We start from the raw sequence: 20,277 nt of genomic DNA on the forward strand, positions 1-20,277 counted from the left end.
GCCGCGATGAAGCTTTCCCGGGCAAGCCACATCGCGGCTGATGGCCCTAGGCCACCCAGAGCCGCTCCTACGAGGCAGTGAGCGAGCGCGTGAATGCCACGTACGCGTCGAGCTTGGCGCGGGCGCTGCCGTCGGCGATGACGGCGCGCGCTCGCTCGATGCCGTCGGCAATGCTGTCGGCCACGCCGGCCACGTACAGCGCCGCGCCCGCGTTCAGCGCGACGATGTCCAGCGCCGGGCCGGGCGTGTTGTCGAGCACAGCGAGCAGCATCGTGCGCGACTGCGCGGCATCGGCCACCTTGAGGTTGCGGCTGGCGGACATCGCAATGCCGTAGTCCTCCGGATGCACCTCGTACTCGCGCACCTGTCCGTCGCGCAGCTCGCCGACCAGGGTGCCGGCGCCCAGCGAAAGCTCGTCCATGCCATCGCGCCCCCACACCACCAGCGCACGCTCGGCACCGAGCCGTTGCAGCACACGCGCCTGGATGCCGACCAGATCGGGATGGAACACACCCATCAGGATCGCCGGCGCGCCGGCCGGGTTGGTCAGCGGGCCGAGGATGTTGAAGATCGTGCGCACGCCCATCTCGCGCCGCACCGGCGCCACGACTTTCATCGCCGGGTGATGCACCGGCGCGAACATGAAGCCGATGCCCGTGTCGGCGATCGCCTGCGCGACCTGCCCGGGCTGCAGCTCGATCACCGCACCCAACGCTTCCAGCGCATCGGCGCTGCCGGACTTGGACGACACGCTGCGGTTGCCGTGCTTGGCCACGCGCGCACCGGCCGCGGCCGCGACGAACATCGCGCAGGTGGAGATGTTGAAGGTATGCGAGCCGTCGCCGCCGGTGCCGACGATGTCGACCATATGGGTGCGGTCGGCCACATCGACCGTGCGCGAGAATTCGCGCATCACCGTAGCGGCGCCGGCGATCTCGCCGACGGTCTCCTTCTTGACGCGCAGGCCGGTCAGGATCGCCGCGACCATGGTGTCGGAGACTTCGCCACGCATGATCTGGCGCATCAGCTCGACCATCTCGTCGTGGAAGATCTCGCGATGCTCGATGGTGCGCTGCAGGGCTTCTTGCGGGGTGATGGGCATGGGGATCGGCCGCTGTTGTCTGGTTTCGGTACGTGCGACGGGCGCGTCAAGGGCCGTAGAGGCGAACTCGCTCGGCTCCGTACGCCACAATCAACGCTGCAGGAAGTTCTTCAGCAGCGCGTGACCGTGCTCGGTGAGGATCGACTCGGGATGGAACTGCACGCCTTCGACCGGATACTCACGATGACGCAGGCCCATGATCTCCTCCACCGAGCCATCGGGATTCTCGGTCCAGGCCGTCACTTCCAGCGCTGCCGGCAGCGTGGTCTTGTCCACCACCAGCGAGTGGTAGCGGGTAGCCTGGTAGCGATCCGGCAGGCCGGCGAATACACCTTTGCCTTCGTGGCGGATCGGCGAGGTCTTGCCATGCATGATGGTGCCGGCGCGGATCACATCGCCGCCGTAGACCTGGCCGATGCTCTGGTGGCCGAGGCAGACCCCGAGGATCGGCGTGGTCGCACCAAGCTTCTCGATCAACTCCAACGAGACGCCCGCCTCGTTCGGCGTGCACGGACCGGGCGAGATCACGATGCGCTCGGGCTTGAGCGCGGCGATCTGCTCGACCGTCATCGCATCGTTGCGCACCACCGTCACCTCGGCACCGAGCGCCTGCAGGTACTGCACGAGGTTGTAGGTGAAGCTGTCGTAGTTGTCGAGCATCAGCAGCATGACGGGTTACTCATTGCGCGATCAGGAAGACCGCATAGACGTTTTCGGAAAGGGTGAGAGTGCCGGCTTCGAGGGATTCGGCCTTCGAAGCGATATCAGCCGGCATGGCTTCTGCCACATCGACCATGGGGGCCGGCGGGTTCTGCGGCACAACAGTAGGTGTCCCTGGCCAGGTACCCGCCTGCACGCCGTAAGCGAAGCTCGGCGCGACATCGGAGATGGTGTAGATGCCGGCGAGCTTGACGCCATAGGCAGCGGCCAGCGCATTGGCCGAACTGCGGGTCTGCTCGGCAGCCTGGCGCTTGAGCGCGGCGCGCACCTCGGCGGCACGGCTGTAGGTTGGCCGGATGCCCGAGAGCTGGACCTCCTCCGAAGTCTGCAGCGTGCCGAGGAACCCCCGCGCGTCTTCCAGCGTCGTGAACGTCGCACTGAGGGAACGCTTGACCTCGGTACCTTCGAACACCCGCTTCTGTGACTCGAAACGATATGAGGAGCCGATCGACAGCGAGGAAGCCTCGACGCTGTCCTTGAGCACATGGTTGGTCTTGAACGCGGCGAGGATCGTCGCTGCCTGTGCCTGCACACGCTCCCGCGCCTTCTCCGGCTGCATATCCACGGCACGCAGCGTGACGGTGAGATGGAAGCGATCCGGCGTCACCTCCTGCTTCGCCTCGCCCTTCACCAGCAAATGCGGTTGCGACGGCAGGCTGTTGACCTGCGCCGAGGCCAGCCACGGCAACGCCAGCAGCGCGGACACACACCAGGCAACGAACTTCTTCATCGTCATGCTCCTTCTCCCTGGAAACGATCAGTCTGGCGCCGCGACGGACGCGGCGAAGTCACGGCATAGCGCTTCGACATCCTCCGGGCGCGTTGCCCATGAGGTGACGAAGCGGATCACGGTGCGCCCATCGGCGCGCGTGTTCCAGCGCTCGAACTGGTAACGCTGGTCGAGCGCATCGAGCTGGCTGGGCCTGACCGCGACGAACTGCTGGTTGGTCGGCGAAGCAACGACGAACTCGGCTCCGGCGGCAGCCAATCCATCGCGCAGGCGCATCGCCATCGCATTGGCATGCACGGCCAGTTCGACGTAAAGCCCTTCTTCGAACAACACCTCGAACTGCGCGCCCAGCACCATGCCCTTGGCCAGCATCGCACCGCGCTGCTTGATCAGATAGCGGACGTCGGCCTGCAACGCGGGATTGACGATCACCAGCGCCTCGCCGAGCAACGCGCCGTTCTTGGTGCCACCGATGTAGAGCGCATCGGCGAATGCGGCGATGTCGGCCAGCGACAGGTCGTTGCCCTGCGCGGCCAACGCCACCCCGACACGTGCGCCATCGACGAACAGCAACAGGCCGTTCGCGCGGCAGTACGTCGACAGCGCCTGCAACTCGGCGCGCGAATAGATCGTGCCGAGTTCGGTGCTCTGCGAGACATAGACCAATCGCGGCTGCACCATGTGTTCGCTGGCGTGTTCGGCCAGCAGCGGTGCGATCGCCTCCGGCGTGAGCTTGCCGTCGTGCGAGGGCGCGGTGAGCACCTTGTGTCCGGTCGCCTCGATCGCGCCGGTCTCGTGGGTGACGATGTGGCCCTGCTCGGTGGCGATGGCCGCCTGGTGCGGGCGCAGAAACGCCGAGAGCGCCACCAGGTTGGTCTGGGTACCGCCACTCAGCAGATGCACGGCGGCCCCCGGCTGAGCGCAGGCCGCGCGAATCAGATCTGCCGCACGCGCACTATGACGATCGAGCCCGTAACCGGCGTTGCGCTCGGCACTGGCCTGGACCAGTGCCTGCAGCACGCGCGGATGCGCACCCTCGCTGTAGTCGTTGCGGAAGCTCACACGCTCCTCGCTGCGCTGCCCGTCCATCACAGACCCTTGGCGGCCTGCGCCACCGCGCGGAACAGCGCGCGCCCCTTGTTCATCGTTTCCTGCCATTCCAGGTCAGGATCGGAGTCGTAGACCACGCCGCCACCGGCCTGCACGTACAGATAGCCGTCCTGGATCACCGCGGTGCGGATCGCGATCGCGGTATCGGCATCGCCATGCCAGCCGATGTAGCCGACCGCGCCGGAATAGACATTGCGCCTGACCGGCTCCAGCTCGCGGATGATTTCCAGCGCGCGGATCTTCGGCGCACCGGACACGGTGCCGGCCGGGAAGGTCGCGCGCAGCACGTCGGCATAGCTCAGCCCGGCCTTCAGCGTGCCGGTGACCTCGCTGACGATGTGCATGACATGGCTGTAGCGTTCGATCACGAACGATTCCTTGACCTGCACGCTGCCGGCCTCGGCAACGCGACCGACATCGTTGCGGCCCAGGTCGATCAGCATCACGTGCTCGGCGCGCTCCTTCGGATCGGCCAGCAGCTCTTCTTCCAGCGCCTTGTCCTGCTCGGGCGTCGCGCCGCGTGGACGCGTGCCGGCGATCGGACGCACCGTGACCTCGCCATCGCGCAGACGCGCCAGGATTTCCGGCGAGGAGCCGACCACCTGGGTGCCACCGACGTCGACGAAATACATGTACGGCGAAGGATTCAGCGCACGCAGCGCGCGATACACATCGATCGGGCGCGCGCGGAACGGCACGCGCAGACGTTGCGACGGCACCACCTGGAAGATGTCGCCGGCACGCACGTATTCCTGCGCCTTGCGCACCACCTCGTGGTACTGCTCGCGGGTGAAGGACGAGCTGAAATCGCCTTCGTCGATCGCGTCGGATACCTGCGCCTGCGGATAGCCGGCGCCGGCCTGGCGCAGCCGGTGCGCGAGTTCGTCCAGACGCCGGTTGGCACGCGCGAACGCCTGCGGCTGGCGCGGGTCGGCGTGCACGATCAGGTACAGGCGGCCCTTGAGGTTGTCGAACACCGCCAGCTCGTCGGACAGCATCAGCAGGATGTCGGGCGTGCCCAGTTCGTCGGGCTTGTCGCCGGCGGCCAGGCGCGGCTCGATGTACTGGATGCACTCGAACCCGAACCAGCCGACCAGGCCACCGGTGAAACCCGGCAGGCCCTCCAGCTTCGGTACCGAATGCTGCACGCGCAGTGCTTCGACCTCGGCCAGCGGATCGGCGACTTCGCGCGTCTCCACCACCTCGCCCAGCTCGCTCACTTCCAGCGTATGGCCGCGGAAGCTGTACACGCGCCGCGCCGGCAGGCCGATGATCGAATAACGACCAAAGCGCTCGCCACCTTCGACGGATTCGAACAGATAGGTATAGGGGCCGTCGGCGAGCTTGAGATAGACCGAAAGCGGCGTGTCCAGGTCGGACAGCACTTCGCGGACGACGGGAATCAGGTTGTGCGCACCAGGAGTCTGGCCTTCAGCGGCCTGGCGCTGGAACTGCTCTGCGGTGATCAAGACGACTTTCCTTCCGGGGGGCGGCAGCGGTGACGAAGCGGACGACGGCAACGGGCCACCATCGCCACCAGCGGCGAGCGGAAGAGAAGGTACGTGGGGTCGTCAGGCTGGACACCCGATTACTCTACCGCACCCGTGGGCGCGTTGCAGCGCTCGCTTGCAGCCGAAACCGTCGCTGCGGACACGCTCCGGCAGGCCGTTGCGGGACACATCCCGAGCCCGCGCGACCCGCGGACGGTCACTTCGGATGGCCGCTTCAGGGACACCGCGATGTCATCACCGTGTCATCGCCGGCCCGGAGCATGGAAGGCCATAGCAGGGAAGACGGGCGGAGGCAGGATAAGCCTCCAATTTTCCTACGGGGATCGCGTCGGGTGGCGCGATCCCCGTTTCTTGTGCGTCGACAACGCCGAAAGCCGGCGCGGCGGGCAAACGATCAGCTACGCGACGCAGGCAATCGGCCGGCCGCGAAATCCGCCAGCGCCTGGCCCTGCATGCGGTAGACCGTCCACTCATCCATCGCGGCGGCACCGGCGGCGCGGTAGAAATCGATCGCCGGCTGGTTCCAGTCCAGTACCGACCATTCGAAACGCCCGCAACCCTTGTCCACCGCCAGCTGCGCGAGGTGGCGCAGCAGCGCCAGTCCACCACCGTGGCCGCGATGCTCGGGACGTACGAACAGGTCTTCCAGGTAGATGCCGTTTCGGCCCAGCCAGGTCGAGTAATTGAAGAAATACACGGCGAAGCCGATCGCCTCGCCATCGACCTCGCAGACCAGCGCATGTGCGGTCGCGCCTTCATCGAACAGGCTGGCGCGCAGGTCTTCGACGCTGGCTTTCACCGCATCCGGCTCGCGCTCGTACACCGCCAGCGCGGTGACCAGTTCGTGCAGCAGCGGGGCGTCGGCCGGCGTGGCGGTGCGGATGTGCGGCTGGCTCATGCGTGCCTGGCCTCGGCGACCGCGGCGCGCATCGCACCAATCACCGAGGCATAGTCCGGCGCATTGAAGATCGCCGAGCCGGCGACGAAGGTATCCGCGCCCGCCGCGGCGATCGCACCGATGTTGTCGGCCTTGACGCCGCCATCGATCTCCAGCCGGATCGGCTTGCCGAGCGCATCGATCTTCTGCCGTACCACCTTGAGCTTTTCCAGCGTGGACGGAATGAACGCCTGGCCGCCAAAGCCGGGGTTCACCGACATCAGCAACACCATGTCCAGATCCGGCAGCACCCAGTCGAGGATGTCCACCGGCGTGGCCGGGTTCAGCACCAGCCCGGCCTGGCAGCCGTGCGACTTGATCAGCTGGATGGTGCGATGGACGTGGCGGCTGGCCTCCGGGTGGAAGCTGATCAGCGTGGCGCCGGCGTCGGCGAAGTCCGGCACGATCCGGTCCACCGGCTCGACCATCAGGTGCACGTCGATCGGCGCGGTCACGCCATGCTTGCGCAGCGCCTGGCAGACCATCGGGCCGATCGTCAGGTTCGGTACGTAGTGGTTGTCCATCACATCGAAGTGCACCCAATCGGCACCGGCCGCGAGCACGTTGTCGACTTCCTCGCCAAGCCGGGCGAAGTCGGCGGACAGGATGGACGGGGCGATGATGCAGTTGGACATGGCGGTTCTCGCGAAAGTGCTGGATGACAGGCGTGGCGTGCCGCAGAAGGAAATTTTACGTGTCATTCCCGCGAAGCGCTTTTCAGCAGCCGAAGGCTGATCAAGCGGGAATGACAAGCCAAGAAATCTCGCTAACGGCGGCGCAGACGCTGGATGCGGTCATAGGCCGCGTTGATCTCGCTGGCGCGGCGCTCGGCCTGGCGGCGCTGCTCCGGTGCGGCGCGCACGACCTTGTCCGGGTGGTACTGCGACATCAGCCGGCGATAGGCCAGTTCGATCTCGGCATTGCTGGCCTCCCGGGTCAGCCCCAGCGCCCGGTAGGGATCGTCACGCCGGGTCTTGAACCAGCCCGCATCGACGGCATGGCCGATCAGCAGGCCCAGCAGCACCCCAAACGACGGCGAACCGCGGAACAGCAACGCGCCGAGCAGGGCGCCGAGCAGTTTTCCGTACCAAGGCATTGGAGGGGGACGAGCAGGCCGGGAGGCGGGCCGGCCAGTTTACTCGAAGGCCCGCTGGACAGGCTTGCAAAAACCCTGCGAGCGCCGCCGAAGCGCCGTACACTACGCGGCCCGCTGCCGAACCGCGGGCCCGCCGGGTCCCGGGGACAGCGCCAATGCGACGTTGTTCTTAGGAGTGCCTGTGTCGACCACGCTGTTGCAATCCGATCTCCCCGGCCTGCCGTTGCGTCACCGTGGCAAGGTCCGCGATGTCTTCGATATCCCCCGCGAGCGCCTGCCGGCCGATGCACCGCCTGGCGACTACCTGCTGATCGTCGCCACCGACCGCCTCTCCGCCTTCGACGTGGTGTTGCCCGACCCGATCCCGGGCAAGGGCGAAATGCTGTGCCAGGTCTCCAACTTCTGGTTCAAGAAGACCGAGCACCTGATGCCCAACCACCTCACCGGCATCGACGTCGCCAGCGTGCTGCCCGAGGGCGTGGACAAAGCGCTGTACGCCAAGCGTGCGGTGGTGACGCGCAAGCTCAAGCCGGTGCCGGTCGAAGCGATCGCGCGCGGCTACCTGATCGGCAGCGGCTGGAAGGACTACCAGCGCACCGGCAAGATCAGCGGCATCGTGCTGCCCGACGGCCTGCGCCAGGCCGAGAAGCTGGAAGAACCGATCTTCACCCCTTCGACCAAGGCCGCGGTCGGCGACCATGACGAGAACATCGATTTCGACGCGATGGTGCGCAGCGTCGGCCCGGATCTGGCCGAGCGCGTGCGCGATGCCACCCTGCGCATCTACCGCTTCGCCGCCGACTTCGCCGCCGAGCGCGGCATCCTGCTGGCCGACACCAAGTTCGAGTTCGGCACCGATGCCAACGGCCGCCTGTACATCATGGATGAGATGCTGACTCCGGATTCCTCGCGTTACTGGCCGGCCGACGAGTACCAGGTCGGCACCAGCCCGCCCAGCTACGACAAGCAGTTCGTGCGTGACTACCTGGAGACGCTGGACTGGGGCAAGACCGCGCCCGGCCCGGAGCTTCCCCAGGACGTGATCGCCCGCACCCGCGCCAAGTACGCCGAGGCGCTGCAGCGCCTGGCCGGCATCAGCATCGACTGAGCCACCCGCGGCGGCCGTCAGGCCGCCGTCGATCCACGCCGGAGCCTGGCACGCCCCGGCCCGGACGTGTCGCCCGATGCGCGATAAATCCGTTCAGCGGCAGCTTTGCCAACGCTGTGACGAGCGTCAATAATTTGACGGAATTAACAAGTTTGTCCTAAACGCCCGGGTAAGCTTGCGCGTCCCGGCATGCCCGCATGCCGTCCAACCCGATCAGGAGGATCCGTTGGTCTCCATCCGCACCTTTCTGCCAGTCCTGGCACTGAGCCTGGCGCTCACCGCCTGCAAACCGCAGGCCGAAGCGCCTGTGCCTTCTCCTTCGCCTGCTCCAGCCGCGACCACCGAGGCTACGCCGCCGGCCGCCGCGACCGCGACGCAATGCCCGGACGCCGACTTCGACAGCTTCCTCAAGCGCTTCAGCCCCGACATCGCGGTACAGGAGAAGGCCACGGCCGATCCCCTGACGATGATCGAGATCGACCCGGACGCACAGCCTGAGCCCAAGCCGGTAACCCGCCAGGTCCCGCTGGCCCAGGTCGGCTGGCCGGTGATCCCGAACCTGGACGCGGCCCGCAATGGCGGTCGCGAGGTCGTGATATCCGAAGAGCCCGGCGGCCGCCAGGTCCTGGTCCGTACGCCGGATACCGGCGATCAGCAGGTCTACCACTTCGCCCAACGCCCCTGCTGGACGCTGGTGAAAGTGGACGACCAGTCCCTGTGAACCGATAACCCGTCCCGGCATGCCATGGACGTGCTCTCGATGCCTTGGACCTTAGTGATGACGCTTCGATCCCATGCACCGACTCCGCACCCAACCACCAACCGCCGTTGGTGCCTCATGCCATGCCGAAGACCAGACACAACTGACTACACCGACCGATGACGGCTTCGGTTGCTTCTTTCTGAGGATGACAACATTGCGCCCCCTGAAATTGATTGCTCCCTCGTTGGCCATAGTTCTCGCCGCTTGCGGCGGCTCGCATGCTGACGGACAGGGTTCTTCCGCAGCTGCCGAAGCGGGCCAGCCTGCTGCACCCGCCACCGCGCCAGCACAGACGCAGAGCCCGCCCCAAAACACCACGCAAGGGAATGCATCCATGAACGACGTCAGCTCCTTCGTCCCGGCTGGAATGAAAGTCGTGGAGACCATTCGCGGTGACCTGACCGGGGCTGGGCATTCGGACGCGCTGGTCGTCATATCGTCGCCACCTGCGGAAAACGAGAAGCTCGGTGAAGGCCAGCCTCGCACGGTCATCCTGTTGACTCAGGACGCCTCCGGATCATTGCAGAAGGCTGCTGAAAACCAACGCATCGTCCCCTGTGCGCGCTGCGGCGGATTGGCGGGCGATCCTTACGCTTTTTCGCGCATCGGAAAAGGCAAGTTCACGATTTCCATCTCGGGCGGCTCGCGTGAGCGCTGGGCCGACGACTTCACGTTCCGTTACGAGGCTGACCGGAAGGCCTGGCTCCTGGACAAGGTGACGCGCGAACTGACGGATACCGAAACCGAGCAGCACAAGGCGCTCGAACTGACATCCAAGGATTTCGGACAGGTGACGTTCGCGGACTTCGATCCTGCCAGCCTGCCCAAGGTCGAACCCCTGGAAGAAGGGGGGAAAGCCGATACGAATTAAAAGGAAGTAATGGCTTGTACGGACAAGGATAGAGTCCGTCACTTCAACGTTGCTGAGAAATGAGGAGCTACACCATGGCAACTACAGATCGTGAAAACCAGCTGCTCCGCGACGCCTACGCGTCCGGCATCACCAATCCCAAGGAACTGGCGAACTTCATGGCCCAAGTGGGTCATGAGTCGGGGGGACTCGGCCGATTGGAAGAAAGCTTCAATTACACCAAGGGATCCGGACAGATCAGCCGTAACGTCCGTTCTGCGCTGCGCGAAGGGCCAGAGGCCCTGGAAAGCGCTCGCCTTGAAGCACTCAACGGTCGCCCGGAACGCTTGGGCGAGTTGATGTACGGCGGACGCATGGGCAACGACCAGCCTGGCGATGGCTATCGCTACCACGGCCGCGGCTACATCCAGCTGACCGGCAAGGATCAGTATCGTGCGGCCGGCGAGGCCTTGGATCTGGATCTCGTGCGTCACCCGGAACTGGCTGCCCAACCCGAGAATGCTTCTCGGATCGCGACCTGGTACTGGCAGCAGAACGTGCCGGCCGAAACACGCGAGAGCGCACGCGCGGCCGGGGCCGCCATCAACGGCAGCAACCCGCCAAACGGCCTCTCGGATCGAGAAACGCGTTTTGCTCGCTGGGAACGCGACATCACGCCCGATTTGATGCAGACCTTGGCACAAGGAAAGCTTGGCCAGCCCGTCACCCACGGTGCTGCTGCACACCACCAGCCAACACCGGCGCCTCATACCACCCACAGCAACTTCCAGCAGACGATGGAGCGCATGCTGCCGGGTCAGGGGGGCACCGATCCGCACGTCACCGGCCACTTCGGCGAGGCGCGTGGCAACCATCGCCCGCACGGCGGTACCGACTTCAATTACGAAGGCGGCCAAGCCGGACGCAACCTGAAACACCCGACCGTGCATGCACCCATCGACGGTGTGGTGACGCTCTCCGGCGGCCAATACGGCACGGTGAAGATCCGTGACGCACAGGGCAACTCACACGAGATCCTGCATCTGGACTCACGTTCGGTGAAGGAAGGCCAGACCGTACATGCCGGCGATCCGATCGGCACGATGGGTGGACGTGGGCCGAATGGGGCCAACCAGTACGCCCAGCACGTCCACTATCAGATTCATGACACCAAAGGTCAGCTCGTCAGTCCGGAATCCTGGTGGAACCAGGGCCGGCACGTCGAGACCGGCGGTCACGCCCCGCATGCAGCAGGCACACTCCGACACGGTGATCGCAGCGAGGACGTGCGCGGCCTGCAGCAACAGCTCAACCAGCTCGGCATTCGCGACGGGCATGGCAAGCCGCTCGGCGTGGACGGGCGCTATGGCGACGACACCCGCGATGCGGTGATGTCGCTGCAGAAGGAGCAAGGACTGAAGCAGGACGGCGTGGTCGGTCCGCAGACGCGCAAGGCGTTGCAGGAACAGTTGCAGCAACGCGAGCAACCCGCTCCGCAGACTCAGACCCAGCGCGGCCCCAGCCTTGATGATGCGGGGCATCCGGACCATAAACTGCATCAGGCGATCAAGGCCCAGCAGCCCTCGCTGTCGAACGATGCCGCTGCGCATGTCACCGCACAGGCGGTGCGTGCCGGTATCGACAGCCCGGACAAACTGCGCGCGGTGACGATGCAGGACAACACCGCGCACGTGCTTGGCACGGTGCCGGGTTTCCGCACCTCGGTCGATCTGAACCAGCCGGTGCCGTCGGCGCAGGAAAGCGCCTCGCAACTGCTCGCCGCACGCAACGCGGAGACACAGCAGCAGGACCAGCAGCGACAGGTCGCGGTAGGCGGACGCTGATGCCTGCTCCCTGCGTCGTCCATGGACGACGCAGGGAACTCGCTCCGATCAAGCACAGGCAAAAGGCCGCGCAATGCGCGGCCTTTTACGTTTCACTCGATGGCGATCGCTCGCCGCGCTACTCGATCAGCTGATCGTCGTCGCTCAATCAGGCAGCAGCGACACGCTCGGCCTGCGCCTGCGTCACCTGCAAGGCCTGCTCGATCAGCGACCAATCCGCACCGGCGCGATGTGCACCTTCGCTGAGGATCTGGCGGAACGCGCGACCGCCCGGTTGGCCGTGGAACAGGCCGAGCACGTGGCGGGTAATGTGCTTGATCGCCATCCCCGCGGCGAGCCGCGCCTCGACATAAGGACGCAGCGCGCGCAGCAGATCCGCGCGCGACTGCAACGGCGTGCCGTACAACGCCGATTGCAGCTCGTGCAGCACGTAGGGCTCGTGATACGCGGCACGCCCGAGCATCACGCCGTCGACGTGAGGCAGGTGCGCCTGCGCGGCCTGGGATGTGGCGATGCCGCCGTTGAGCACCACCGGCAGTTGTGGACGCTCCTGCTTGAGGCGATAGGCCCAGTCGTAGCGCAATGGCGGAACCTCGCGGTTCTCCTTCGGCGAGAGCCCTTTCAACCAGGCATTGCGCGCATGCACCACCACCATCGCGCTGCCGGCGGCAACCACCTGATCGACAAAGTCCGCGAACACCGCGTAGTCATCGTCGTCATCCACGCCAAGCCGGCACTTCACCGTCACCGGAATCGATACCGCCGCACGCATAGCGGCGACGCAGTCGGCCACCAGCGCCGGCTCGCGCATCAGGCAGGCGCCGAAACGCCCGGCCTGCACGCGATCGGACGGGCAACCGCAATTGAGATTGACCTCGTCGTAACCCCAGTCCTGCGCGATCCGCGCCGCCTGCGCCAGCAGTGCCGGCTCGCTGCCACCGAGCTGCAGCGCCAGCGGCTGCTCGACCGGATCGAACCCGAGCAGGCGCGCACGATCGCCATGGATCACCGCATTGGCGTGCACCATCTCGGTATACAGCCGCGCCGACGGCGCCAGCAGCCGGTGGAATACCCGGCAGTGGCGATCGGTCCATTCCATCATCGGGGCCACCGACAGTTGGAACTCGTTTTGCTGGGGATTCTGCATGCCGGCCATTGTACCCGGCCGGCCAAAACGGCCGCCCGAGACGATGCCGTCGGCCATTCATCCGGCGTCCGGCATGCCGTCCGCGCGAAGCTTCTGCCCGCGCAGCGTCACTCCGCGTTTGCCGAAAACCGCTGCGCCAGGTTCTGTTCGTGGAATGCCTCGGTGACGTGGTCGACGAAGGCGCGGGTCTTGGCCGGCAGCAGTTTTTGATTGGTGAAGTAGAGCGAGATCGCACCCAGGTCGGCATGCCAGTCAGGCAGCACCCGTTTCAGCGCGCCGCTTTCGAGGTGCGGCAGCACAAAGGGCACGGCGATCAGCGCGACGCCCAGACCCATCAAGGCGATGCGGCAGATGGCCTCCGGATCGTTGGCCACGAATCGCGCCTTCTGTTCCAGCACCACCTCGATGCCTTCGCGGTTGCGCAGCTTCCAGACACGCACGCGACCGCTGTGCGCCGAACGCATGGCAATGCCGTCGAGTACGGCCAGATCGTCCGGGTGCTGCGGCTCCTGGCGGCCTTGCAGGTACTCCGGCGAGGCCACCGCGATGATGTGCAGCGGCGCCAGCGGCCGCGCCACGATGCCCGGCGCCAACTCCATGCCGCCGCCGATGGCGGCATCGAATCCTTCGGCGATCAGATCGACCTGCCGATTCTCGAAGCTCCAGTCGGGCAACACATTGGGATAGCGCTGTATGAAGGCGGGCAGCAGCGGCAACACGTAATCCAGGCCGAAGGTCAGCGCCATGCTCACCTTCAGCACGCCGGCCGGTTTGCCCGCGTGCGTGGTCACATCGGCGATGGCCAGTTGCAGGGACTCCACGCCATCCACGATCGCCGCGAGGAAGCGCTCGCCGTCTTCGGTCAGGGTCAGGTTGCGGGTGCTGCGCTGGAACAGGCGCACGCCCAGGTTGCGCTCAAGCATGGCGACATTGCGGCTGACGGCGGCCGGGGTCATGCCCAACCGACGCGCGGCTGCGGAAAAGCCGCCGCATTCGGCACTGCGGATGAAGGACTCCAGATTGGTCAGCGTTTCCACGCGCCGAGCTTAAACGAATCGTTGAATCTGATTCCATTCATAACCGGCTTATCGGTGATGAATCCGTGCCCCACCCTGTCTCTGCCGATCCCCCACGGAGACACGCCATGCCGACTTCATCGGACGCCCCCATCGATTACGACGGCTTGCTGCAGGCCAATCTCGTGCGCGTGTTCAGCGAGCGCGATGCCGGCAAGCGCCTCCAGGCGATCGGCGAGCTGTATGCCGAAGACGCGGTGTTGAACGAGCCTCAGGCCTCCGCCAAGGGACACGCCGCGATCTCCGGAGCCGTCGGCGGGTTGCTGGCCAATCTGCCACCCGACTTCGCCTTCACCGCAACCGGCCCGGCGCTCGGTCATCACGGCATCGGACGCCTGCGATGGCGCGGCGGGCCGCCACGTGGCCCAGTCGTCGTCACCGGCATGGATATCGCCCATATCGAGAACGGCCGCATCCATTCGCTTTACGTGTTTATCGAATCCACCACCTGAAGCATCACCTTCGCAAAGGAGTTTTCCGTGTCCACGACCCCCAAGACCGGTCTCGATGGCCTGCTTCGTCCCGAAGACAGCATCGTGGTGCTGATCGATCACCAGCCGTACCAGTTCACCAATTTGAACAGTCACGATCCGACGATGATCGTCAACAACGTCGTTGCCCTGGCCAAGGCGGCGAAGGTCTTCAACGTGCCGACGATCCTGACCACGGTGCTCGAGGAACGCGGCGGTTACCTGATCAAGGGGCTCCAGGATGTCTTCCCGGAGCAGAAGCCGATCGACCGCACCTTCATCAACACCTGGGAAGACCCGAACGTCACCGACATCGTCAAGAAGAGCGGGCGCAAGCAGCTCATCCTGGCCGCGCTCTACACCGAGATCTGCCTGGCGATGCCGGCGATCCAGGCGCTCGGCGAGGGTTACGACGTCTTCATCGTCACTGATGCGTCCGGTGGCGTCTCGCTGGAAGCGCATGACATGGCGGTGCGCCGCATGGTCCAGGCCGGTGCGGTGCCGATCACCTGGATGGCGGTGATGGCCGAATGGCAGCGCGACTGGGCGCGCGCGGAAAGCGCGGCGGGCATTGCCGGCGTGGTGCTCGAACACGGCGGCGGCAGCGGTATCGCGCTGGCGTGGGAACTGCAGCTGCTCGCCGGGCGCGCGGGATCGGGCGCCTGAGGAGCACGCCGTGTCGATCGCCCCAGCGCCGATCCGCATCGGTTACTGCCTGTCCCTGACCGGCCCGGTCGCGGGCAATAGCCGATCGGCGCAGCTCGCCCACGAGCTCTGGCGCGACGACATCAATGACCGAGGCGGCCTGCTTGGCCGCGCGGTGGAATTCATCCGCCTTGACGATCAGGCGGATGCGTCCCGCGTCCCCCACCTCTACAAACGTTTGATGGACGAGGACAAGGTCGATCTCGTCATCGGCGGCTATGGCACCAACACCGTTCTGCCAGCGTTGTCGCCGATCATGGAGCGGCAACGTTTTTTTGTCGGCTTGATGGCGTTGGGCGTGAACCACACGCTCGCGTATCCGAACTATTTCGCAATGATCCCGACCGGACCGGATCCGAATGCCGCGTTGACGGAAGGTTTCTTCGAGCTTGCCGCCGTGCAGACGCCACGACCGGCCACGGTGGCGCTGGTCTCCGCGGATGCCGAATTTTCGCGTAACCCGATTCTCGGTGCGAAAGCCAATGCCGGGAAATACGGCTTCCGGATCGTCCACGAGGCGACTTATCCGCTGACCACCGAAAACTTCGCACCGATCATCGATGCCGTCGCCGGAAGCGATGCCGATCTGCTGTTCCTCTGCTCCTACCTCGAAGATTCGATAGGTCTGGTACGCGCCATCCACGCGCATCCGTACCGCCCGAAGATGGTGGGGGCCGGCATGATCGGTCCGCAGAACGCGGCGGTGAAAACTACGCTTGGCCCCCTGCTCAATGGCTTCGTGAATTACGAGTACTGGCAGCCGGTTGCCCCGATGATGTTCCCGGGTGTCCAGCAACTCCTGCATCGCTACCAGTCACGTGCTGGTGAGGCCGGCATCGACCTTCTCGGCCATTACATGGCGCCGCTCGCTTACGCCCAGTTGCAGGTGGTGGCCCAGGCGGTCGAGGCCACCGGCGGCCTGGACGATGCAGCGCTCTCGGCGTATGCACGAGAGGCGACGTTCGACACCGTGATGGGCGCCATCAAATTCGGCGTCAACGGCGAATGGGCGAAGCCCCGGGTGCTGCAGGTTCAATTCCAGGGGATTTCGGGCCATGACCTCGACCAGTTCCGGAATGGATCGCGGCAGGTCGTGGTGACGCCATCGGGCTTCTCATCCGGGCAACTGCGCTATCCGTATGCGGCAGCGCGCTCGGTCGGGCGGCGCGGCTGAGGTCGATACGACGGCCAACGCGCGCGTCAGGATTGTGCCGTCGGTTCATTCAGAGCTTGCGAGGTCTCACCCGTGTTTCCGGCCTCGTCCAACACGCATGCGACGCATGCCGACATGACGCTCACGCCGCCTCGGCCTCGTCGTAGGCCCGGCGTGCCTGCTGGATCGTCGGGTGCGCGCGTGCCGCCCATTCGATCAGCGCGCCGAGCGGGACCAGCATCGTTCGCCCCAACTCGGACAGCCGGTACTCCACGCTCGGGGGTTTGGTCGGATAGACGTGCCGGGTGAGCAGGCCGTCGCGCTCCAGGTCACGCAGGCTCTGGGTCAGCATGCGCTTGGAGATGTCCGGCAGGGCGCGACGCAATGCGCCGAAACGCAACGGCTGTTCATCCAGCGCAATCAGGATCAGCGTGGTCCATTTGGCGGCAATGTGATCGAGTACGTCGCGTACCGGGCAGTTGGCTTGCAGGTCGGCGTCGTAGAGGACGAGGGCGGCGGTGATCGGGGACGACATCGGGGTGGTTCCGTGCAGGTAACCAAGGGACGGGAAACTGCCTGCTTATGCGGCGCGGGCATGGTCTCTATTCTAGACCATGCCTCATTTCAGAACCCATCAGGAACCTCGCCATGTCTCACCGCTCTCCGCGATTGCTCGTCACCGCCGCCACCGGCCAGCTCGGTCGCAAGGTGGTCGCTGAACTGCTGAAGAAAGTCCCCGCCGCCGAGGTGGCGGTAGCCGTGCGCGATGCCGGCAAGGCCGCCGACCTGGCCGCCGCCGGGGTCGAGGTGCGTGTCGCCGACTACGCGCAGCCCGCCGACTGGGACGCCGCGCTGGCCGGGATCGAGCGCGTGCTGCTGATTTCCTCCAATGCGATCGGCCAGCGCACGATCCAGCATCGCAACGTGATCGAGGCAGCAGCGCGTGCCGGCGTCAAGCTGATCGCCTATACCAGCGTGCTGCGCGCCGACAGCGGCGAGCTCGGTCTGGCCGGTGAGCACCACGAGACCGAGGAATTGCTGCGCGCCTCGGGCCTGCCGACGGTGCTGCTGCGCAATGGCTGGTACACCGAGAACCTGACGGCCTCGCTGCCGCACGAACTGGCCGGCGGCGTGCGCTTCGGCAGTGCCGGTGATGGCCGTTTCTCCAGCGCCAGCCGCGATGACTACGCCGCTGCCGCCGCCGTCGTGCTGGCCGAGGATGGCCATGCCGGCAAGACCTACGAGCTGGCCGGCGACAGCGCCTACACGCTGACCGAGTACGCGGCCGAAGCGAGCCGGTTGTCGGGCAAGCAGGTCGTCTACCACAACCTGCCGGAGGCCGAGTTCCGCGACGGTTTGATCAAGGCCGGGCTGCCGCCGCAGTTTGCCGAGCTGTTGGCCAATTCGGACGCGGCCGCCGCACAGGATGCGCTGTTCGATGACGGCCGCCAGCTGGGCCGGTTGATCGGGCGTCCGACCACGCCGCTGGCGGAGACGCTGCGAGCGACGTTGGCGGCGCTTTAAGCACCACCCCATCCTGTGGGAGGGACTTCAGTCCCGACGAACGGCCGGAAGGCCTGTCGGGACTGAAGTCCCTCCCACACGGCCCTGCTTCAGCGCCCGGGTGTCGTGCCGGCGAACTGGCCGCGTTGCAGCTGCTCTGCGCTGTTGCCCTGCGCATCGCGAGCGTTCAAGTCGGCGCCCTTGGCGGCCAGCGCATCGAGGATCTCCTTGCGCTGGAACAGCGCGGCGTACATCGCCGCGGTCTGGCCGGCGTTGTTGCGTTGGTCAGGCGCGCAGTCGGCCTGCATCAGACGCCGCGCAATCGTCAGTTCGCCTTTGAAGACCGCGCCCATCAGCGCGGTGTTGCCGCGCTTGTCCTGCGCGCACGGATCGGCACCGGCCGCGAGCAGTTGCTCCACCGCCGCGCGCTGGCCGTGGTAGGCGGCCAGGATCAACGCGGTATAGCCCTTCTCATCGCGGGTATCGAGGTCGTAATGCGCGCCGATGAATTCGGCGAGCATGTCCTGCCGGCCTTCGCGTGCCGCATCGAAGAAGTACTGCTTCAACTGCGCCTGCAGTTGCGCCGGATCGGGCTGGGTCGTCGCGGGTGCAGCCAATGTGTCGAACGCGACGGCGCACAGCGCCGCCAGAAGAAGTCTGCGCATGGTGATGGCTCCAGTCGGGAAGATGCGCATCGCGGCGGGTCGCGATGCGCGTTCGGCAATCGCTGCCTCAGTCCTGCAACGTCGAGGCCAGTTGCTTGACGCGGGCGAGGTCGCCCTTGGCAATACGCGTCACGCCGCTGCCGTATTCCGGATCGGCCTTGTACAGGAACGACAGCATGATGTGCTTGCTCTCGTCATCGGTCCCGGCCAGCGATTCGCCGAAACTCTGGATCAGGTCCTGGCGCTCCTTCTTGCTGTAGGAGCGGTACAGCTCACCGGCCTGCTTGAAGTTCTGCTCGCGATGGATCCTGGCCTGCTGCGTCGTACCGGACAGCGCCAGCTGGCTGTAGCGTGCATGCTCCGTCTGCGGACGCGGCTGCAGCCGGCTCGGCTCGTAGTTCACGCCGCTGGTGGTGTGACCGGCATTCATGGCGCCGTCCTGATTGCCGTTCTCGACCGCCACGCGCGGGCGATTGACCGGCAGGCTCAGGCCGTTGGCGCCGACGCGGTACATCTGGGTGTCGGCATACGAGAACAGGCGGCCTTGCAGCAGGCGGTCTTCCGAGGCTTCGATGCCCGGCACCAGATTGGCGGGCGCCATCGCCACCTGCTCGGTTTCCTGGAAGAAGTTGTCGACGTTCCTGTTCAGCACCATCTGGCCGACCTTGCGCTCGGGCACGTCCGGCCAGATCTTGGTGGCATCGAGCGGATCGAAATCGAACTTGGCCAGATCCTCGGGATTGAGCACCTGGATGTACAGATCCCACTTCGGGTAGTCGCCACGCTTGATCGCATCGACCAGATCGTGGGTCATGTGGCTGTAATCCTTGCCCTGCACTTGCGCGACCTGTTGGGGATCGAGGTTCTTCAGGCCCTGCAGGCTCTTCCAGTGGAACTTGACGTAGTGCACCTGGCCCTGCGCGTTGACCAGCTTGTAGGCGTGCACGCCGTTGCCATCCATGAAGCGGTAGCCGGTCGGGGTGCCTTCATTGGAGTACAGCAGGGTCAGCGTGCGCGTGGCCTCGGGCACGTGCGAGAAGAAATCGAAGCGGCGCGAATCGTCGTCGAGGTTGCTGCGCGGGTCCGGCTTGAACGCGTGGACCATGTCGGGGAACTTGATCGCGTCGCGGATGAAGAAGGTCGGGAAGTTGTTGCCGACCAGATCCCAGTTGCCCTCGCTCGTGTAGAACTTGGTGGCGAAGCCGCGTGGATCGCGCAGCGTTTCCGGCGAGTGGTTGCCGTGCACGACCGAGGAAAAGCGCACGAATACCGGCGTTTTCTCGCCCTGCATGAACACCTTGGCGATAGTCAGGTCGGAGATGTCGGCGCTGGCGGTGAACTCGCCATGCGCACCGGTGCCACGCGCATGCACCACGCGCTCGGGAATGCGCTCGCGGTCGAAGCGCTGCAGCTTCTGGATCAACTGCACGTCCTGCAGCAGCGTCGGGCCATTCGCGCCGGCGGTCTGCGAATTCTGGTTGTCGCCCACCGGGGCGCCGTTGTCGCGGGTCAGCGCGGACTGCGCCATGCCTGTGTGGATGAAAGCTGCCTGCAGCAGCAGAATCGCCAGCGTGGATTTCCCGGCTCGCATGATGTTCCTTGGCTTGCTTTTAGGAACGGCGAGAATTCCTGAACGCGCACTACAAAGGAATTTGTTTGTTGCTATGGCATCGATAGGCAAACGGGATGTTGTGACCGTGTTCTCTGTAGGAGCGGCGTCAGCCGCGATGAAGCGTTACCGCTGTCTCTTATCCCCCTCTCCGAGCCCACGAGACCCCCCAGCACAT

The 20,277-nt window shown here is 65.6% G+C and carries 21 protein-coding genes; 8 read left to right on the forward strand and 13 right to left on the reverse strand.

Annotated features, from left to right (window positions below):
• Positions 1 to 67 precede the first annotated feature (67 nt).
• From trpD to AC3WJE_RS19555, 8 genes are all read right to left on the reverse strand, one after another.
• A complete protein-coding gene (trpD, locus tag AC3WJE_RS19520; RefSeq protein ID WP_493732500.1) occupies positions 68 to 1,102 on the reverse strand; it encodes an anthranilate phosphoribosyltransferase in 1,035 nt (344 codons plus the stop codon).
• Between the two features lie 90 nt (positions 1,103 to 1,192).
• Positions 1,193 to 1,771 carry an anthranilate synthase component II gene (locus AC3WJE_RS19525; RefSeq protein WP_493732501.1) on the reverse strand — a complete coding sequence of 193 codons (579 nt, stop codon included), beginning with the start codon at positions 1,769 to 1,771 and terminating at the stop codon, positions 1,193 to 1,195.
• Positions 1,772 to 1,781: 10 nt separating this feature from the next.
• Positions 1,782 to 2,552 carry an SIMPL domain-containing protein gene (locus tag AC3WJE_RS19530; protein ID WP_493732502.1) on the reverse strand — a complete coding sequence of 257 codons (771 nt, stop codon included), beginning with the start codon at positions 2,550 to 2,552 and terminating at the stop codon, positions 1,782 to 1,784.
• Between the two features lie 27 nt (positions 2,553 to 2,579).
• A complete protein-coding gene (locus tag AC3WJE_RS19535) occupies positions 2,580 to 3,641 on the reverse strand; it encodes a threonine aldolase family protein (RefSeq protein WP_493732503.1) in 1,062 nt (353 codons plus the stop codon).
• Positions 3,641 to 5,128 (reverse strand): anthranilate synthase component I, encoded by a 1,488-nt coding sequence (trpE, locus tag AC3WJE_RS19540; protein ID WP_493732518.1) that lies wholly within the window; start codon positions 5,126 to 5,128, stop codon positions 3,641 to 3,643. Before trpE ends, AC3WJE_RS19535 begins: the two co-directional genes overlap by 1 nt.
• 439 nt (positions 5,129 to 5,567) lie before the next feature.
• The gene (locus AC3WJE_RS19545) at positions 5,568 to 6,071 is read right to left on the reverse strand and encodes a GNAT family N-acetyltransferase (protein WP_493732504.1); all 504 of its coding nucleotides are present in this window, start codon (positions 6,069 to 6,071) and stop codon (positions 5,568 to 5,570) included.
• Complete coding sequence (rpe, locus tag AC3WJE_RS19550) at positions 6,068 to 6,745, reverse strand: ribulose-phosphate 3-epimerase (protein ID WP_493732505.1); 678 nt, start codon at positions 6,743 to 6,745, stop codon at positions 6,068 to 6,070. The genes AC3WJE_RS19545 and rpe overlap by 4 nt, the downstream gene beginning before the upstream one ends.
• 131 nt (positions 6,746 to 6,876) lie before the next feature.
• The gene (locus tag AC3WJE_RS19555) at positions 6,877 to 7,206 is read right to left on the reverse strand and encodes a J domain-containing protein (RefSeq protein WP_493732506.1); all 330 of its coding nucleotides are present in this window, start codon (positions 7,204 to 7,206) and stop codon (positions 6,877 to 6,879) included.
• A 181-nt stretch (positions 7,207 to 7,387) separates the two neighbouring features.
• Between AC3WJE_RS19555 and AC3WJE_RS19560 the strand changes: the two genes are divergently transcribed.
• The 4 genes from AC3WJE_RS19560 to AC3WJE_RS19575 all read left to right on the forward strand — a co-directional run bounded on the left by AC3WJE_RS19560 (position 7,388) and on the right by AC3WJE_RS19575 (position 11,771).
• Positions 7,388 to 8,314, forward strand: coding sequence for a phosphoribosylaminoimidazolesuccinocarboxamide synthase (locus AC3WJE_RS19560; protein WP_493732507.1), 927 nt, complete (start codon positions 7,388 to 7,390; stop codon positions 8,312 to 8,314).
• 226 nt (positions 8,315 to 8,540) lie between these two features.
• Positions 8,541 to 9,035 carry a hypothetical protein gene (locus AC3WJE_RS19565; RefSeq protein ID WP_493732508.1) on the forward strand — a complete coding sequence of 165 codons (495 nt, stop codon included), beginning with the start codon at positions 8,541 to 8,543 and terminating at the stop codon, positions 9,033 to 9,035.
• Positions 9,036 to 9,411: 376 nt separating this feature from the next.
• Positions 9,412 to 9,948 (forward strand): hypothetical protein, encoded by a 537-nt coding sequence (locus AC3WJE_RS19570; RefSeq protein ID WP_493732509.1) that lies wholly within the window; start codon positions 9,412 to 9,414, stop codon positions 9,946 to 9,948.
• 74 nt (positions 9,949 to 10,022) lie between these two features.
• Positions 10,023 to 11,771 carry a peptidoglycan-binding protein gene (locus AC3WJE_RS19575; protein ID WP_493732510.1) on the forward strand — a complete coding sequence of 583 codons (1,749 nt, stop codon included), beginning with the start codon at positions 10,023 to 10,025 and terminating at the stop codon, positions 11,769 to 11,771.
• Positions 11,772 to 11,919: 148 nt separating this feature from the next.
• On the opposite strand, the gene dusA is transcribed toward AC3WJE_RS19575, so the two are convergent.
• Both dusA and AC3WJE_RS19585 read right to left on the reverse strand, forming a co-directional pair.
• The gene (gene dusA / locus AC3WJE_RS19580) at positions 11,920 to 12,927 is read right to left on the reverse strand and encodes a tRNA dihydrouridine(20/20a) synthase DusA (RefSeq protein WP_493732519.1); all 1,008 of its coding nucleotides are present in this window, start codon (positions 12,925 to 12,927) and stop codon (positions 11,920 to 11,922) included.
• A 98-nt stretch (positions 12,928 to 13,025) separates the two neighbouring features.
• The gene (locus AC3WJE_RS19585; RefSeq protein ID WP_493732511.1) at positions 13,026 to 13,955 is read right to left on the reverse strand and encodes a LysR family transcriptional regulator; all 930 of its coding nucleotides are present in this window, start codon (positions 13,953 to 13,955) and stop codon (positions 13,026 to 13,028) included.
• 107 nt (positions 13,956 to 14,062) lie between these two features.
• Here AC3WJE_RS19585 and AC3WJE_RS19590 point away from each other — a divergent pair, with 107 nt between their 5' ends.
• The 3 genes from AC3WJE_RS19590 to AC3WJE_RS19600 are packed head-to-tail and all read left to right on the forward strand — an operon-like array spanning position 14,063 to position 16,343.
• On the forward strand, positions 14,063 to 14,446 hold the full coding sequence (locus AC3WJE_RS19590) for a nuclear transport factor 2 family protein (protein WP_493732512.1): 384 nt from the start codon (positions 14,063 to 14,065) through the stop codon (positions 14,444 to 14,446).
• 27 nt (positions 14,447 to 14,473) lie between these two features.
• Positions 14,474 to 15,130 (forward strand): hydrolase, encoded by a 657-nt coding sequence (locus AC3WJE_RS19595; RefSeq protein WP_493732513.1) that lies wholly within the window; start codon positions 14,474 to 14,476, stop codon positions 15,128 to 15,130.
• A 10-nt stretch (positions 15,131 to 15,140) separates the two neighbouring features.
• Positions 15,141 to 16,343 (forward strand): amino acid ABC transporter substrate-binding protein, encoded by a 1,203-nt coding sequence (locus tag AC3WJE_RS19600; RefSeq protein WP_493732514.1) that lies wholly within the window; start codon positions 15,141 to 15,143, stop codon positions 16,341 to 16,343.
• Positions 16,344 to 16,464: 121 nt separating this feature from the next.
• On the opposite strand, the gene AC3WJE_RS19605 is transcribed toward AC3WJE_RS19600, so the two are convergent.
• Positions 16,465 to 16,857, reverse strand: a complete 393-nt coding sequence (locus tag AC3WJE_RS19605) for a winged helix-turn-helix transcriptional regulator (RefSeq protein ID WP_493732515.1) — start codon at positions 16,855 to 16,857, stop codon at positions 16,465 to 16,467.
• A 113-nt stretch (positions 16,858 to 16,970) separates the two neighbouring features.
• Here AC3WJE_RS19605 and AC3WJE_RS19610 point away from each other — a divergent pair, with 113 nt between their 5' ends.
• A complete protein-coding gene (locus tag AC3WJE_RS19610; protein ID WP_493732516.1) occupies positions 16,971 to 17,846 on the forward strand; it encodes an SDR family oxidoreductase in 876 nt (291 codons plus the stop codon).
• 89 nt (positions 17,847 to 17,935) lie between these two features.
• On the opposite strand, the gene AC3WJE_RS19615 is transcribed toward AC3WJE_RS19610, so the two are convergent.
• Both AC3WJE_RS19615 and katB read right to left on the reverse strand, forming a co-directional pair.
• On the reverse strand, positions 17,936 to 18,490 hold the full coding sequence (locus AC3WJE_RS19615; RefSeq protein ID WP_493732517.1) for an ankyrin repeat domain-containing protein: 555 nt from the start codon (positions 18,488 to 18,490) through the stop codon (positions 17,936 to 17,938).
• Positions 18,491 to 18,557: 67 nt separating this feature from the next.
• On the reverse strand, positions 18,558 to 20,018 hold the full coding sequence (katB, locus tag AC3WJE_RS19620; RefSeq protein WP_493732520.1) for a catalase KatB: 1,461 nt from the start codon (positions 20,016 to 20,018) through the stop codon (positions 18,558 to 18,560).
• Positions 20,019 to 20,277: the final 259 nt, after the last annotated feature.

The sequence above is a fragment of the Pseudomonas sp. GW821-FHT07E12 genome (assembly GCF_058986605.1).